This window comes from Mycobacterium sp. OTB74 (genome assembly GCF_029892685.1).
Taxonomy (GTDB): domain Bacteria; phylum Actinomycetota; class Actinomycetes; order Mycobacteriales; family Mycobacteriaceae; genus Mycobacterium.
In genome coordinates, this window is sequence record NZ_JARXVD010000003.1 from 35,112 (window position 1) to 47,971 (window position 12,860).

Below are 12,860 nucleotides of genomic sequence, written 5' to 3' on the forward strand. Positions count from 1 at the left end.
CATGAATTTCCTGCAGCAGGCGGTGGATTACATCTGCACCGGCGCGAACTGGGCCGGACCGGCCGGACTGGGTGCTCGCACGCTCGAACACCTGGAGTACACCGGCATCGCGGTGCTGGCCAGTGCGCTCATCGCGGTTCCGGTGGGCATGTACATCGGCCACACCGGCCGTGGCACCACCCTGGTGGTCGGCGGCGTCAATGCACTGCGGGCGCTGCCGACCCTCGGAGTGCTGCTGCTGGGGGTGCTGTTGTGGGGCCTGGGTCTGATTCCGCCGACGGTCGCGCTGATGCTCCTGGGAATCCCGCCGCTGTTGGCCGGCACTTATGCCGGGATCGCGAATGTCGACCCGACAGTGGTGGACGCCGCGCGCGCCATGGGAATGACTGAGCGGCAGGTATTGCTGCGAGCCGAGGTACCCAACGCGATGCCGTTGATCGTCGGCGGGTTGCGCACGGCGACACTGCAGGTGGTGGCCACCGCGACCATCGCCGCCTACGCCAGCCTCGGCGGCCTCGGCCGGTACCTGATCGACGGCATCAAGGTTCGCCAGTTCTACCTGGCGCTGGTCGGTGCACTGTTGGTCGCGGCGTTGGCGCTGGTGCTGGACGGCCTGTTAGCCATGGCCGTCCGGGCTTCCCGGCCCGGCGTCGGGGGTCCGGTCCGGGCGCCTCGGTCCGGACCGTCGGGACTTACCGAGCGGGGTACGAAGGTGGACGCTCGTCGCCTACGGTAGACACCGTGAGTGCAGCCCAGCCTGATGCCAGCAGTGACGTCGCATGGCCGGCCATCCTGACCTGGAGTGCGCAGGACGAGCCGCGGATGGAGTCGGTGCGGGTGCAACTTTCGGGCAACCGGATCAAGGCATACGGCCGGATCGTCGCTGCCGCGACGTCGTCGCACCCGGCGTTCAGCGCGTCGTATGACCTGGTGACCGACGAGAGCGGAGCCACCAAACGGCTGTCCCTGACTGTCACCCTTGCCGAGCGGGAGCGACAGCTGTCGATCGCCCGCGACGAAGAGAACATGTGGCTGGTGCAGGACCATCAGAATCAGGCCCGCCGGGCCGCGTACGACGGCGCGCTGGACGTCGACGTGATCTTCAGCCCGTTCTTCAACGCCCTGCCGATCCGCCGGACCGGATTGCACCAGCGGACCGGCTCGGTATCGCTGCCGGTGGTGTACGTGAGGGTGCCCGAGCTGACGGTCGAGCCCGAGACCATCGGCTACGCCAGCCGTGGACCAGGCAAGCCGATCAAGTTGAACTCGCCGGTCGCCGACACCTCGATCACCGTCGACGATTCGGGATTCATCCTCGGCTATCCAGGACTGGCAGAGCGGATCTGATCACTCCGCCGGCGCGGCCCTCGGCGGCCAGTTCGTCGCGCCAGTTGTCGGCACCAATCGTCGTCGTCATGATCTGCGGCCGGCTGAAGCTGTCATATCGGGCGCGGGCAGCATGACCGCTTTCGACCAGCTCAGCCACCGAACCGGTGCTGACCAGGGACGCCCGGGCTTTGGTCAGCAGTTCCAGGGCGCGGTCCAGCATGACGGTCAACTCGGCGGCGTTCGCCTCGCACATGGCCCGCACCAGGTCCGGCGCGCTGGCCGCGACGCGCGTGCCGTCCCGGAACGATCCGGCGGCAAGCGCGAAGGCCAGCGGGACCTCGCCCGCGGTGGCGGCCAATGCCTCGGCCAGCAGGTGCGGCAGATGCGAGATGGCTGCGGCGGCCGCGTCGTGCTCGACAGAGCGGGCCGGGACGATCACCGCCCGGCAGTCCAGTGCCAGGTGCATCACCTGTGCCCACACCTGAGGGTCGACGTGGTCGTCCACGCTGAGCACCCACGGTGCCCCGGCGAACAGGTCCGCGGTGCCGGCGGCCCACCCGGAATGCGCGGTACCGGCCATCGGGTGCCCACCGACGAATCGTCGGAGCAAGCCGTAGTCTTGAACCTGCTGCAGCACATTGCCTTTCACGCTCACGACATCGGTGAGCGGGCAGTCTGGGGCGGTACTGCGAATGTGCTCCAGCATGATCGGCAGGGCGGGCACCGGCACGGCCAGCACAATCAGTGCGTCGCTGGCTGCGGCACGCTGCAACGTCGCGATGAGGTCCTCGCTCGCGTCGAATCCATCGAAGCGGGCGGCCGCAGCGCCGTCGATGGACCGGTTGTAGCCGAATACCTCGCGGCCCGACGCCTGCGCGGCGCGCATGAGCGAGCCGCCAATGAGCCCCAATCCCAGCACGCACACCGGAGTTGTCACGCTTAAAGGTTGGCATATGGCTCAGCCGGGGCCGTAGGCAGGACCGCTGGTCAAGTGGCTAGCCGCGGACTAGCGTTAGCGCCATGGCAGCACAGCGCGCACAGACACAACAGCAGGCTGCCGACCTGCCCGACGGTTTCGGCGTGGCCGTCGTCCGGGAGGACGGCATGTGGCGCTGCGCGCCGCTGACCCGGGCAGCTCTGGGCGACCTGTCCGCGGTGGAGACCGAACTGTGCGAATTACGCAGTGCCGGAGCGGTTTTCGGGCTGCTGAACGTCGATGACGAGTTCTTCGTGATCGTGCGTCCGGCACCGTCCGGAACTCGTCTGTTGCTGTCGGACGCCACCGCGGCGCTGGACTATGACATCGCCGCGGATGTGCTGGAGAAGCTCGACGGCGTGGTGAGCCTGGACGACCTGGAAGACGAGGACCCTTTCGAGGAAGGCGATCTCGGGTTGCTGGCGGATCTGGGGCTGCCCGAAGCGGTGCTGGGCGTGATCCTGGCTGATGACGAGTACGCCGACGAACAATTGAGCCGCATCGCCCAGGAGATGGGCTTCAACGACGAACTGGTTGCGGTGCTGGACAAGATCGGGCGGTGAGCCCTTCCGATGAGCAGTTGATCCGGCTGGCGCTGCAGGCTGCTGGTTCGGCTGGGGTCGATGATGTGCCGATCGGCGCAGTGGTCTTTTCCGCCGACGGTGTCGAGCTGGCCCGGGCGGCCAACGCCCGGGAGTCGCTGGGTGACCCTACTGCGCACGCCGAAATCCTCGCCCTGCGGGCCGCGGCTGCCGTGCATGGCGACGGCTGGCGCTTGGAAGGTGCGACCGTGGCGGTAACCGTCGAACCATGCACCATGTGCGCCGGCGCGCTGGTGATGGCGCGGGTGGCGCGCGTCGTGTTCGGGGCATGGGAGCCCAAGACCGGGGCCGTCGGCTCACTGTGGGACGTAGTTCGGGACCGGCGGCTGACGCATCGGCCCGAGGTACGTGGCGGCGTGTTGGAAAGCGAGTGCGCGGCGCTTATGGAGGGATTTTTCGCAGGTCAGCGCTGACTGACCGGCCGCGGGAGAATGGCCGGGTGAGGTATCCCGGCGACGCGTGTCATAGCGGGCCGGCGGAGTGCAGATTCGGCGGCTTCGGGCTGTTGCGGTTGGTCTTCGGTGCAGCGCACTAGGCGATTAGGGCTACTGCCGTGGTACCGGTAAGCTGCCACACGGTGGCGTGTCCGAGCGGCCTAAGGAGCACGCCTCGAAAGCGTGTGTGGGGTAACCCCCCACCGAGGGTTCAAATCCCTCCGCCACCGCCATAGCCTCTCACTTGTTAACGCAGGTGGGAGGTTATTTTTATTCAGTGACCCCAGAGATTCTCGACACCGCGTCTCACGATGATTCTCGTCAAGGTGTCGGAATCCTCATTTGGCTGCGGCAGGCGAGGATATTGTGCTGAGCAATTGCCGATTTCTCGGTCACCTCACAGCCGCGTATCCGGCATGAATCCGGCCATCCGGAAAGGACTCGCTGACGCCGTGGCAGATGAGTGGGATGTGATCGTTGTCGGCGCCGGCTTAGGTGGCTGCTTTGCCGCATCGCGTCTTGCCGAGCGTGGGCTCAAGGTCTTGGTGCTGGAGCTCGGCGATGTGACCGATCCGCCGAAACTCAAGCCCGGACTGCTGCGACGAATCGCGCGCAAAGTCCGGGGAACTGCGCCGGTCGGAGCCGAGTGGCCCGACAGCGCAACGCGATACGATTTCGACCGCGCCAAGCACGCCCGCGTCTGGCCGATACTCGGGTGGGGTCCTGGGGGGCCTCGGTGCTCTACAGCGGGGCCCTTGGGCGCTTTCGCCGCGAGGATTTGTACTCCAAGGTGGGCGATCAACTTGACGGGGTCGCGTCGCTGCCCGACGACTGGCCGATCGACTTTGACGAGCTGCGCGGCTATTACCGGTCCGCCGAGGCGCGCATGCGTGTTGTCGGTGAACGCGATCCGCTCGACGAAGACGACGACTCCGAACCTGCAGCACCGCCCCCTTTGTCGAATCGGGATGCGGCGATCGTGGGTGATCTCAAGTGCGCGGGCATGCATCCCTATCGCCTTCGAGTGGGCATCGACTATATGCCGGGCTGCGAAGAGTGCCAGGACCGGCGCTGCCCGCGTCTGTGCAAGGCCGACGGCTACAGCCGGGCGCTGCTGCCCGCGCTCGAAACCGGGCGGATTCGACTCGATCTCGGAGTCGTCGTCTCGGAGATCCTCCCCGCGGGCGACCTGTGGGCGGTCACCGGCCGCGGCGAGGACGGCACCATGCGGGAGCACCGCGGCCGCAGCGTGATCGTTGCGGCAGGGGCGCTGAACACGCCGTTGCTGTTGAACCGGTCGGACCAACTCTGGCGCGATGTGGCCCGACCCGCGGTGCTGGGTCGCGGGCTGCTCTTCCACTTCTCGGACATTATCCTGGTGTCGCTGCGGCGCAAGTCTCCGCCAGAAGATGCTGCCGGGCCGTCCAAGACGATCGCGTTCCGTGATCTGTACGGCAGCTCGGACGGGGTCGGCGAGGTGCAGTCCTACGGGCCGGGCCTGACCGCCCGGCTGATCATGAACGGGCTGCGCACGCTGCTGTACGACGCCGGGCTCGAACAGTTCAACCGCATTGTCGCGCTGGCATTTCCCCTCGCCGCGTTGGCCGCGCGTGTGTGGAAGTCGGGCGTGGTTTTCGCAACGATTTCGCCGGATCGGCCCTTCGCCGAGAACCGCGTCTGGGAGGAAGTCGGGCCGGAAGATACGTCCGCCGAGGCGACCGGAAGGGCGCGCATCGCCTTCACCTATTCGGTTCCCCGGCAACTGCGTGCGCGCAGTCGCGGGAGACGCCGGCTGTTGACCGCTGCCTTCGCGCCCAATCGCGTTCGGTTTCTGTTGCCCGCTGGGACGCCGAACCTGGGGCATCCGATGGGCACCTGCCGGATGGGCTCCGACCCGGCGCACTCGGTGGTCGATCCACGCGGGCAGGTCTGGGAACATCCGGGGTTGTACGTAGGTGATGCATCGGTCTTCCCGTCATCTGCAGGAGTCGGCCCGAGCCTCACCGTAGCAGCGCTGGGACTGCGGCTCGGCGACCACTTGGCGAGTGTGCTCGAGCGTCATGACGGGGGCAACGCGACGCTGGCTGGTCGCGAAGACTGAAGCGGTGATCGCCGCGGCGAGGGGCTTTTAGCGGTTTCTCCTGCAAAATCAGCCAAACGGGGGAGGACTCCGGACGGCATCCGGCCGACTCTTGTCGTATGCGTCAAATTTCGCTGACGCGACGTCGAGGAGGACGAAATGAAGTACTTGGTTTCCTGGGATTACCGGTTCAACGGCACTGCCGCGGAGAACGAGGAATCTGGTAAGCGCGGCCTGGCCGTGTTCGCCCAGTGGACGCCGCCAGCCAGCGCGACGTATCACGTGTTTGTCGGCCGAATCGACGGCGGCGGCGGGTTCGCGCTGGTGGAGACCGATGATCCGATGGATATCGCGGATGTCACCGGCAAGTTCGGGTTTATTGCCGATTACCAGGTCTTCCCGGTCGTCGACATCGCCGAAGCGGCGGGAGCACTGCAAAACGGAGTCGAATTCCGGGCCGCAATCTAGCGCGGTCCGGCGCCCCAGCTCACAGTCCTAGACCTGTCAGCCATTCGTCGATCCGCCCGGCAACGGCCTCCCAACCGGGCTCGAGCATCATGTCGTGCCCCATGCCGTGGAAGACCTCGGCGGCGGTGCGGTACGCGCGCGCGGTGGCCCGGACTGCTGGTGGCGGGCAGCAGGTGTCCTCATCCGCGCCGAGTACCAGCACCGGATCACCCATACGCTCGGGCATCGGGGTGCTCAGCATCAGCATGTCCAGTTGCACCCGGCGGCTTTCCTCACCTAGCAGACCAGACCATCGGGCGATGTCCTCGGCCGGCGTGTGGGCGGAAAAGAAAGATTCGCGCACCCAGTTCGGATCGTTCACCATTGCGCTCTGCCGCGCAGTTACCACGCTCTTGGCCATCCGCCACGGATGGCGGCGGAACATCCGAAGGAAGCGCCCCCAGGAAAGCCGAGGCGGTATCGGAGCCAGCAGCACGCTGGCCGGTGCCCGGTGCGTGTCGAGGTATTTCTCCACGATGAAGCTGCCCATCGAGTGTCCGATCAGCACCGGCGGCGTCGGTAAGGTGCTGGCCACCGCGGCCACGTCGTCGACGTAGTCGTCGACGGAATACGTCCGGAGCGGTTTGTAGGCAGGACTGGCGCCATGTCCGCCGAGGCTGAAGGCGACGGCGTGATAGCCGCGGTTGGCGAAGTATTCGAGGAAGTGCTCCCGCCAGCACCACGCGGCATGTGAGGCATCATGGACGAAAAGCATTGGTACAGAATGAGTTTGGGTTTCGATGCCGGCGTCGATGATCTCCAGTGTGGGGGTGTCGTGCCCAACCGGGACATCGGTGTCGAAGCCTGCAATAAGCATTGATCGCTCCTCCCGTTGAAAAGAGGATCGACCTGCGTGGGCACCGGAACATCAGCCGATCGGCGTAGATCCGCTGTGACCTACAACGCAATGGTCAGCAAGAGCCGTACGAGTTCGGCCTGCCGATGGGTGTTGGTCTTGTTGAAAATGTGCTGGACGTGGGTCTTCACGGTCCCCGCCGACAGGCACATGCTGTCGGCGATCGGCTTGATCCCGTCGCCGCGCAGCAGGCGGATCGCGACAGCGGCTTCGGCCTTGGTCATCCCGTACAGGCGCCGCAGTAGCTCGGTCGGCGGCTCTGGTTGAACCTCGGGATCGATGATCAGGACCAGCGCGCGGGGAGCGCCGAGCGTGCGGGCGGCGGACCGGAATGGCAGCACGTGAATGACGTAAGGGCGGCGCCCGGATGGCCTGGGGCACAGCACGGAGGTTTCCGTGTATGGGCCCGAATAGTTCGGCTCCAAAACGCAGTAGATGGCTCGATGAAGCTCGGTGTCGGCGCGCGGCTGGGCGGCCTCGAACATCCCGTGCGGGATGCTCAGCCCGTCCTGACAGTTGACGATCCGTTCGGCCGCGGTGTTGAGGTACCGCACGGTCAGTCCATCTCCGACGACTGCCATGCCGATGCGGGTGACGTCGTCCATGGCGACCGAGATGTCATTCGCCTGGTGCGTGACATCATGCATGTCCCGGTGAATTCGCAACGCCCGTTGCAAGTGGGGAATCAGTGCATTTGTGAGGTCGATGCGTTCTCGGGTATCAAACGGTTCGTCTCCCATCTTCGCCGCGACCAGAAAACACACCGGGGTGTCGTCGCTGGTCAGCCGTACAAACAGGCCATCGTCGAGATTGAACCGATGCATCCAGTCGTGGTAGAACTCCGAGTCCGGTTGCAGCGCGGCCAGGGCCTGTCCGCCACGGATCAACCCCACCGGTCCGGTTTCGACAGCTTCGAGGACGTAGTCGATGTGGCGGTAGTACCCCTCGTAGTCCTGCCGGGCTTCCATCGGGATGCTCGCGCTCTGCGGGGCCCGGCTCACACTGTCGGCCACCACGAGGCCGGCGCCTTCGGCTCCGAACGTACGACTGATGTCCGTCAGTGCCACGATCCAGTCCTCGGGATGGATCGCTGCGTCGTAGATCGACGAGACTATGCGCGAGAACTCATCGACACTAACCATGCCCGGATCTCTCGGCACCCAGCCTCATACATCGATCTGCACCCTCCGCGATGGCGCTCACAGCATATTGTCAGCAATTATGGGCGAGCGCGGCCGGAAGATCAATCGCTGGTCAGTCCAGCTTGAATCGGCCGGCAAAGCCGCGCAGTGGTAGATCGGCGCTTGTCAACAAGCCGGGCGGTGCCGCCACTACAGACGCGATGGCGCTCAACGCGGGCATGCCCGTCACCGTCATGCCGATGGAGGCGAAGTTGTCCGGGTTGGACAGGTCAACTCCAGGCTTGGGGAAGATCATGTGCTTGTTGTAGACGCACGGGTCACCCTTGATCTGGGTGATGTAGCAGCCCTGGACCTTCCAGCTCGGGTCGGTGTGCGGGGTCATTTGCCATTCCAGATGGGTCTCGACTCGAGGTACCCCGTTCACCATGCCCTGATACTTGATGTAGTTGCCGCCGAGTGATCCCTTCGGCAAGGTGTACCAGCCCAGGTCGACATCCTTTGTGCAGGAGCCTAATTCGTAGCTGAACTTGACCTCGTCGAGTTCCAGTCCGAAGCAGTCGGCCATCATCAGTACGCTGTCGGCGAACACCCGGGTGTACTTCTCCAGCTTGGCCGGGATCGACGGATCATCAACGGGCAGGCCGTAACCCACCTCGATCCAGGTGTCCTTGGAGTGGTGGCAGGACACGTCGACCGACTCGATGGTGGTGACGTTCTCGATCTCGGCAACGTCGGCCGAACACACCACCCCCAGAATCTGATTCAGACCAGGGTTCATACCCGTGCCGTAGAACGTCGAGCCACCCTTCGCGCAGGCCTCCGAAAGTAGTTGCGATACAGACTTTCCGGACGGGTGCGGGTGGTTGGTGTCGCGGTGCCAGCCGGTGATCCAGTCCGCGGTGGTGACGATGTTGATGCCGGCCTCAAGAACCTTCACGTAGAGGTCCTCGTCGGGGAACACCCCGTGGAAGGTCATCACATCTGGTTTCGCAGCGATGATGTCGTCGACCGATCCGGTGGCGATCACCCCGTTGGGTGCCAGCCCGGCGATCTCACCGGCATCCCGACCGACCTTCTCCGGCGTGTAGCAGTGCAGCCCAATGAGTTCCAGGTCCGGGCGATCAGCGATGCGCTTGATCATCTCGGTGCCGACGTTGCCGGTGGCTACCTGGAAGACGCGGATCTTGTCGCTCATTGGTTGTCTGCCTTTCGTTGTGCTGCGAGTTCTGCGGCACTGCCGCCTTTGCCATCTGGGTAGAATTGCTTGGCCCACTTGCGAATAGCAGTGAAGCCCTCGTATTCGGCGGTGGCCAGCGCCGGTGGATCCGAATAGCGCTGGTAGCGCCAGATATCGATGTCCTGGGCGAACTGCCGGATCACTTCTTCGCCGAACATCTGCGCCTTGTCCGCGGTGCGCTGATCATCTCGGCCGGGAGTGCGCCCGATGTACACCATGAACCGCACGTCCGAGGTGGACTCGTCCACTGGGGTGACCGCCGAGATGGTGCGGTTGTCGATCATGCCCCAGCTCTTGGTCACGGCAATGCCCAGACCGCCGTTGATGGCCTCGACGCCGCTGTTGACGTCCTCGATGCTCTGCCCGTCGTCACCCTCGAAGGTGATGGTGAAATCGACGTACGACCAAGGCTCGTCGAAGTCATGCCGGGTGAACTTCGGCACGATCGGGGTCTGGTGCACGTACTTGAAATGTGCGAAATCCACGCCGTTTTCGAGCACGTACTGCGGGTGTATCTCCAGGGCGGTGCGGTACAGCCGCTGCTGCGGGTAGTAGTCGGCTGAGGTTTTTGGGGGCGTCTCACCATTGAAGTTGGCGAAGATGTCCGGGGCTTCAAAGTAAGGTTCACGGCCTTCGGTGTCATGCCAGATGTAGACCGAGGCGTTGCGCTCGACGACGGGGTAGGTGCGGATGCGTCGGCCGCGGTTGGGGCGGTCCTGATAAGGGATGCAGACATTGCGGCCGTCGGTGTTCCACTGCCAGCCGTGGAAGGCGCACTGGATCACTTCGCCCTCGACATGGCCGCCGTGGCCCAGGTGCGCGCCGAGATGCTCGCAGTAAGCGTCCATGACCGTCAGCACGCCGGATTGCGTTCTCCAGGCAATCATTTCGCGGTCGAAGTACTTCATCCGGTGCACGTTGCCGACGCCGATCTCATCAGACCAGGCGACCTGGAACCACCCGGTGGGCTTCATCGACAGTGGCGGTTTGGCCATGATTCGGACTCTAGAAAAGATTCATAGTCCTGTCAATGAAAAGTTGGCTTGCTGGGTTACGATGCAGAAATGGTGGAACCGGATAGCGCGGGGCGGCGGGCCAACCGCCGAGGCCTGGCCACTCGGGAGACACTGTTGGCGGCCGCGGTGAAAGCGCTGGCCTCAGGTGACCCGGGCGCGGTGTCGGCCAATCGGATTGCCAAACAGATAGGGGTGACCTGGGGGACGGTCCAGTACCAGTTCGGCGACACCGACGGATTCTGGGCCGCGGTCTTGCATTTCACCGCCGAGCGCCGCGCCAACCTGTTCCGCGAGACCGACACCGGCCTGTCGCTACGCGACCGCGTGGCCGGCATCATCGACACTCTGTATGACGGACTGACCGCCACCGATTCGCGGGCGATCGAGAGCCTGCGAGCTGCGTTGCCGCGCGATTACGTTGAGCTGGAACGGCTTTACCCGCGCACCGCCGCGGAGTTCTATTCCTGGGGGCAGAGTTGGCAGGAGACCTGCCAGAAGGCCTTCGCGGACTTGAAGGTGGATCCGCACCGGGTGCGAGAGGTCGCGTCATTCATCCCCGGCGCCATGCGCGGCATCACCTCCGAACGGCAGTTGGGCAGCTATTCGGATCTGGATGAAGCTCGGCGCGGGCTGACCAACGCCATCGTCAGCTACCTCGGTGGCGCATGACTTCTCGGCTCAGGCTGCAGGCTTGGCCTTGCTGATAGCGGGCTTGTTTGTGATGAGGTGACGGCCGAGAGGCTTCTGCTTCGGATCATCGGTCTTTATTGGCTGTAGCGCAACAGCTTTCGGTGTTGGTTTCTGCGTCAGCCCCTGTTTTGGTGCAACGGTCAGGGCAGGCTTCTTGGCGGCTGTGGACTCGGGATTCGTGGCTGGAGCGGGCGTGATGCTGGACAGTGACTGAATGTCGTGGGTGAAGTTGGCGACACCCTGATTGATGGCGCCGGGTAGTTCGTTGATGGCCTCGTTGACTTTGGCCGCCGGGGTGAACAACGAAAAGGGCGTGGGTGTGGCCGGATTCAGGTTCTGGCGGTCGGTGTAGCCCATGTCGATCAGTACCCGAAGCGTCGGCTCGATGGCATCGAGGACCGGCTTGGTCAACGCCGTCAGTCCGAGGGCTGCTGAGGCCTGGCGGATCGGCGCCAGCAGTGGCAGGTCGTTGTTGTAGACGAGCACGTAGCTGTCCTTGCCGCCGGCGCTGTTGGTCACCGTCGTGGTGATGGCCGGGGTGGTGCCGGGCACGATCGAGTTGTAGTACTGATCGGGGTGCGCATACTCCACGGCCAGCAGGGTGTTCGCCAGCGAGAGCGGGTTGAAGTAGGCAGGGAAATCGCCGTACGGGTCGTACTCGTTGACCACGTACTCGCTGTTGTACGGTGACGCCTGGGCCGCCCCCATGTTGTCGACGATGAACGGCACGCTGATGCCGGGGAAGCGGGCGAAGATGCCACCGTTACCGGCGAACGGTGAGGCGATCATCAGGAACGACAGCTGTGACGGGGCGGGCCCTGAATTGTTGCTGACCAGCTGACGTTTGGCGGCTTCGGCGCCCAGGGTGCCCTCCGAATAGCCGGCGACGATCAACTGCTGACCGGGCCGACTGGTGATGGCGCTGGTGACCAGCGGCGCTGAGACGTTGGTACTGGCCGTCAATTGGATGGTCGCCGGGTAGTAGATCGGGTAGTAGTCATACCCTGGCGGGACGACCGTGCCACCTAGCTTGCTGGGGACGTTCGCTGACAGCGCATCGCCGCGTCCGCCGATACCGATGACGGTGTTTACCAATCCGACCATGAAATTGGCTGCACTGATGCCGGCAGCGTGCCCGACAATTAGGACGCAACACGTGATGACAAGTAAAAACAATTGCGAAACTGCGCGGAGAGTTGAAACATGCCGGTGCGACATTGGGTCCCCTGGGCGTAGCTTGTCGGTAGCTGCGCACCGCAGATTACTCCCGTCCTAGGGCCTTGGTCAGGAATCTGCAAGGTTTGCTGCGCATCGTCGGCAAAATGCGACGGGCGGCACCCTGTCAGGAGTGCCGCCCGTCATCGGGAAAGTCAGCCCACTAAGGACACGTGACCTCCATTTCGAAGGACTTCTTGGCCGGCCCCGCCGTAGGGTTGGACATGTCCACCGCCGAGATGGTTCCGGTGATCTTGTAGGTCTTGCCGTCCCTGGTTGCCGTCGCCTCGTTGCCGGGTACGCCTTCGGCGTAAGCCAGGGCCGTCCCGCCGACATTGCCCAATCCGACGGCTTTGACCACTGGCGGATCTGCGTCGGTCAACGTGGCGCCCAGGCCGCCCGAGGCATTACCAATGCCAATGACGACGTTCCCGCCCGATGTGGTGCACCCGATTGAGCCAGCGACATCCTGTGGCTGACCGTCCACGGTGACCTTTGCGGTCCCGGAGCCGGCTGCCGCATTGCCGCCATTCGGCAGGCTGGTCGCCACCGATGCCGTGGCCGTGGCGCCGCCCGTCGCGCCCGAAGAACCGGACGACGACTTCTCGTGTGAACAGCCGGTCAGACCGGCGATCAGAATTGCCGCACCACCCGCGGCGATAGCCAAACCACGCTTCATAAGTGTGCTCCTTTGTGCATGCGAACCATCGATGTTGACGGGTCCGTCAGGTGAAGTATGGGCGTTTGCTGCGTTTTGCGAATATATTTTCGGAAGA

The 12,860-nt window shown here is 64.4% G+C and carries 14 protein-coding genes, 1 tRNA gene and 1 pseudogene; 9 read left to right on the top strand and 7 right to left on the bottom strand.

Annotation, left to right across the window (positions count from 1 at the left end; all coding sequences use genetic code 11):
* Position 1: 1 nt before the first annotated feature.
* Together M2432_RS05675 and M2432_RS05680 are read left to right on the top strand one after the other, a co-directional pair.
* Complete coding sequence (locus M2432_RS05675; protein ID WP_280826155.1) at positions 2-736, top strand: ABC transporter permease; 735 nt, start codon at positions 2-4, stop codon at positions 734-736.
* 5 nt (positions 737-741) lie between these two features.
* Positions 742-1,347 (top strand): putative glycolipid-binding domain-containing protein, encoded by a 606-nt coding sequence (locus M2432_RS05680; RefSeq protein WP_280825802.1) that lies wholly within the window; start codon positions 742-744, stop codon positions 1,345-1,347.
* Here the strand turns inward: M2432_RS05680 and M2432_RS05685 are convergent.
* Complete coding sequence (locus M2432_RS05685) at positions 1,310-2,254, bottom strand: prephenate dehydrogenase (protein WP_280826156.1); 945 nt, start codon at positions 2,252-2,254, stop codon at positions 1,310-1,312. The two genes, M2432_RS05680 and M2432_RS05685, sit on opposite strands and share 38 nt — an antisense overlap.
* 95 nt (positions 2,255-2,349) lie before the next feature.
* Between M2432_RS05685 and M2432_RS05690 the strand changes: the two genes are divergently transcribed.
* From M2432_RS05690 to M2432_RS05715, 6 genes and pseudogenes are all read left to right on the top strand, one after another.
* On the top strand, positions 2,350-2,868 hold the full coding sequence (locus tag M2432_RS05690; RefSeq protein WP_280825803.1) for a tRNA adenosine deaminase-associated protein: 519 nt from the start codon (positions 2,350-2,352) through the stop codon (positions 2,866-2,868).
* Positions 2,865-3,320, top strand: a complete 456-nt coding sequence (locus tag M2432_RS05695; RefSeq protein ID WP_280825804.1) for a nucleoside deaminase — start codon at positions 2,865-2,867, stop codon at positions 3,318-3,320. Before M2432_RS05690 ends, M2432_RS05695 begins: the two co-directional genes overlap by 4 nt.
* A 163-nt stretch (positions 3,321-3,483) precedes the next feature.
* Positions 3,484-3,574 (top strand) — tRNA-Ser (locus M2432_RS05700).
* 183 nt (positions 3,575-3,757) lie between these two features.
* A pseudogene (locus tag M2432_RS05705) lies at positions 3,758-3,895 on the top strand (FAD-binding protein); the annotation flags it as partial.
* A 92-nt stretch (positions 3,896-3,987) separates the two neighbouring features.
* Complete coding sequence (locus M2432_RS05710; RefSeq protein WP_280825805.1) at positions 3,988-5,442, top strand: GMC family oxidoreductase; 1,455 nt, start codon at positions 3,988-3,990, stop codon at positions 5,440-5,442.
* Positions 5,443-5,580: 138 nt separating this feature from the next.
* Positions 5,581-5,889 carry a DUF3303 family protein gene (locus tag M2432_RS05715; protein ID WP_280825806.1) on the top strand — a complete coding sequence of 103 codons (309 nt, stop codon included), beginning with the start codon at positions 5,581-5,583 and terminating at the stop codon, positions 5,887-5,889.
* Between the two features lie 19 nt (positions 5,890-5,908).
* Here the strand turns inward: M2432_RS05715 and M2432_RS05720 are convergent, their stop codons facing one another.
* From M2432_RS05720 to M2432_RS05735, 4 genes are all read right to left on the bottom strand, one after another.
* Complete coding sequence (locus M2432_RS05720) at positions 5,909-6,745, bottom strand: alpha/beta fold hydrolase (RefSeq protein ID WP_280825807.1); 837 nt, start codon at positions 6,743-6,745, stop codon at positions 5,909-5,911.
* An 80-nt stretch (positions 6,746-6,825) separates the two neighbouring features.
* Complete coding sequence (locus M2432_RS05725; RefSeq protein ID WP_280825808.1) at positions 6,826-7,926, bottom strand: helix-turn-helix transcriptional regulator; 1,101 nt, start codon at positions 7,924-7,926, stop codon at positions 6,826-6,828.
* A gap of 112 nt (positions 7,927-8,038) precedes the next feature.
* Positions 8,039-9,121, bottom strand: a complete 1,083-nt coding sequence (locus M2432_RS05730; protein ID WP_280825809.1) for a dihydrodipicolinate reductase — start codon at positions 9,119-9,121, stop codon at positions 8,039-8,041.
* Positions 9,118-10,158 carry a Rieske 2Fe-2S domain-containing protein gene (locus M2432_RS05735; RefSeq protein WP_280825810.1) on the bottom strand — a complete coding sequence of 347 codons (1,041 nt, stop codon included), beginning with the start codon at positions 10,156-10,158 and terminating at the stop codon, positions 9,118-9,120. Before M2432_RS05735 ends, M2432_RS05730 begins: the two co-directional genes overlap by 4 nt.
* A 69-nt stretch (positions 10,159-10,227) precedes the next feature.
* Here M2432_RS05735 and M2432_RS05740 point away from each other — a divergent pair, with 69 nt between their 5' ends.
* Complete coding sequence (locus M2432_RS05740) at positions 10,228-10,848, top strand: TetR family transcriptional regulator (protein ID WP_280825811.1); 621 nt, start codon at positions 10,228-10,230, stop codon at positions 10,846-10,848.
* 9 nt (positions 10,849-10,857) lie between these two features.
* On the opposite strand, the gene M2432_RS05745 is transcribed toward M2432_RS05740, so the two are convergent.
* Together M2432_RS05745 and M2432_RS05750 are read right to left on the bottom strand one after the other, a co-directional pair.
* The gene (locus tag M2432_RS05745; RefSeq protein ID WP_280825812.1) at positions 10,858-11,973 is read right to left on the bottom strand and encodes a PE-PPE domain-containing protein; all 1,116 of its coding nucleotides are present in this window, start codon (positions 11,971-11,973) and stop codon (positions 10,858-10,860) included.
* Between the two features lie 274 nt (positions 11,974-12,247).
* Positions 12,248-12,763 (bottom strand): lipoprotein LpqH, encoded by a 516-nt coding sequence (locus tag M2432_RS05750; RefSeq protein ID WP_280825813.1) that lies wholly within the window; start codon positions 12,761-12,763, stop codon positions 12,248-12,250.
* Positions 12,764-12,860: the final 97 nt, after the last annotated feature.

Coding starts and splice junctions, on each gene's coding strand:
- M2432_RS05675 (WP_280826155.1), top strand. CDS start 2: ATGAATTTCCTGCAGCAGGCGGTGGATTACATCTGCACCGGCGCGAAC.
- M2432_RS05690 (WP_280825803.1), top strand. CDS start 2,350: ATGGCAGCACAGCGCGCACAGACACAACAGCAGGCTGCCGACCTGCCC.
- M2432_RS05715 (WP_280825806.1), top strand. CDS start 5,581: ATGAAGTACTTGGTTTCCTGGGATTACCGGTTCAACGGCACTGCCGCG.
- M2432_RS05720 (WP_280825807.1), bottom strand. CDS start 6,745: ATGCTTATTGCAGGCTTCGACACCGATGTCCCGGTTGGGCACGACACC.
- M2432_RS05725 (WP_280825808.1), bottom strand. CDS start 7,926: ATGGTTAGTGTCGATGAGTTCTCGCGCATAGTCTCGTCGATCTACGAC.
- M2432_RS05730 (WP_280825809.1), bottom strand. CDS start 9,121: ATGAGCGACAAGATCCGCGTCTTCCAGGTAGCCACCGGCAACGTCGGC.
- M2432_RS05735 (WP_280825810.1), bottom strand. CDS start 10,158: ATGGCCAAACCGCCACTGTCGATGAAGCCCACCGGGTGGTTCCAGGTC.
- M2432_RS05740 (WP_280825811.1), top strand. CDS start 10,228: ATGGTGGAACCGGATAGCGCGGGGCGGCGGGCCAACCGCCGAGGCCTG.
- M2432_RS05745 (WP_280825812.1), bottom strand. CDS start 11,973: ATGGTCGGATTGGTAAACACCGTCATCGGTATCGGCGGACGCGGCGAT.
- M2432_RS05750 (WP_280825813.1), bottom strand. CDS start 12,763: ATGAAGCGTGGTTTGGCTATCGCCGCGGGTGGTGCGGCAATTCTGATC.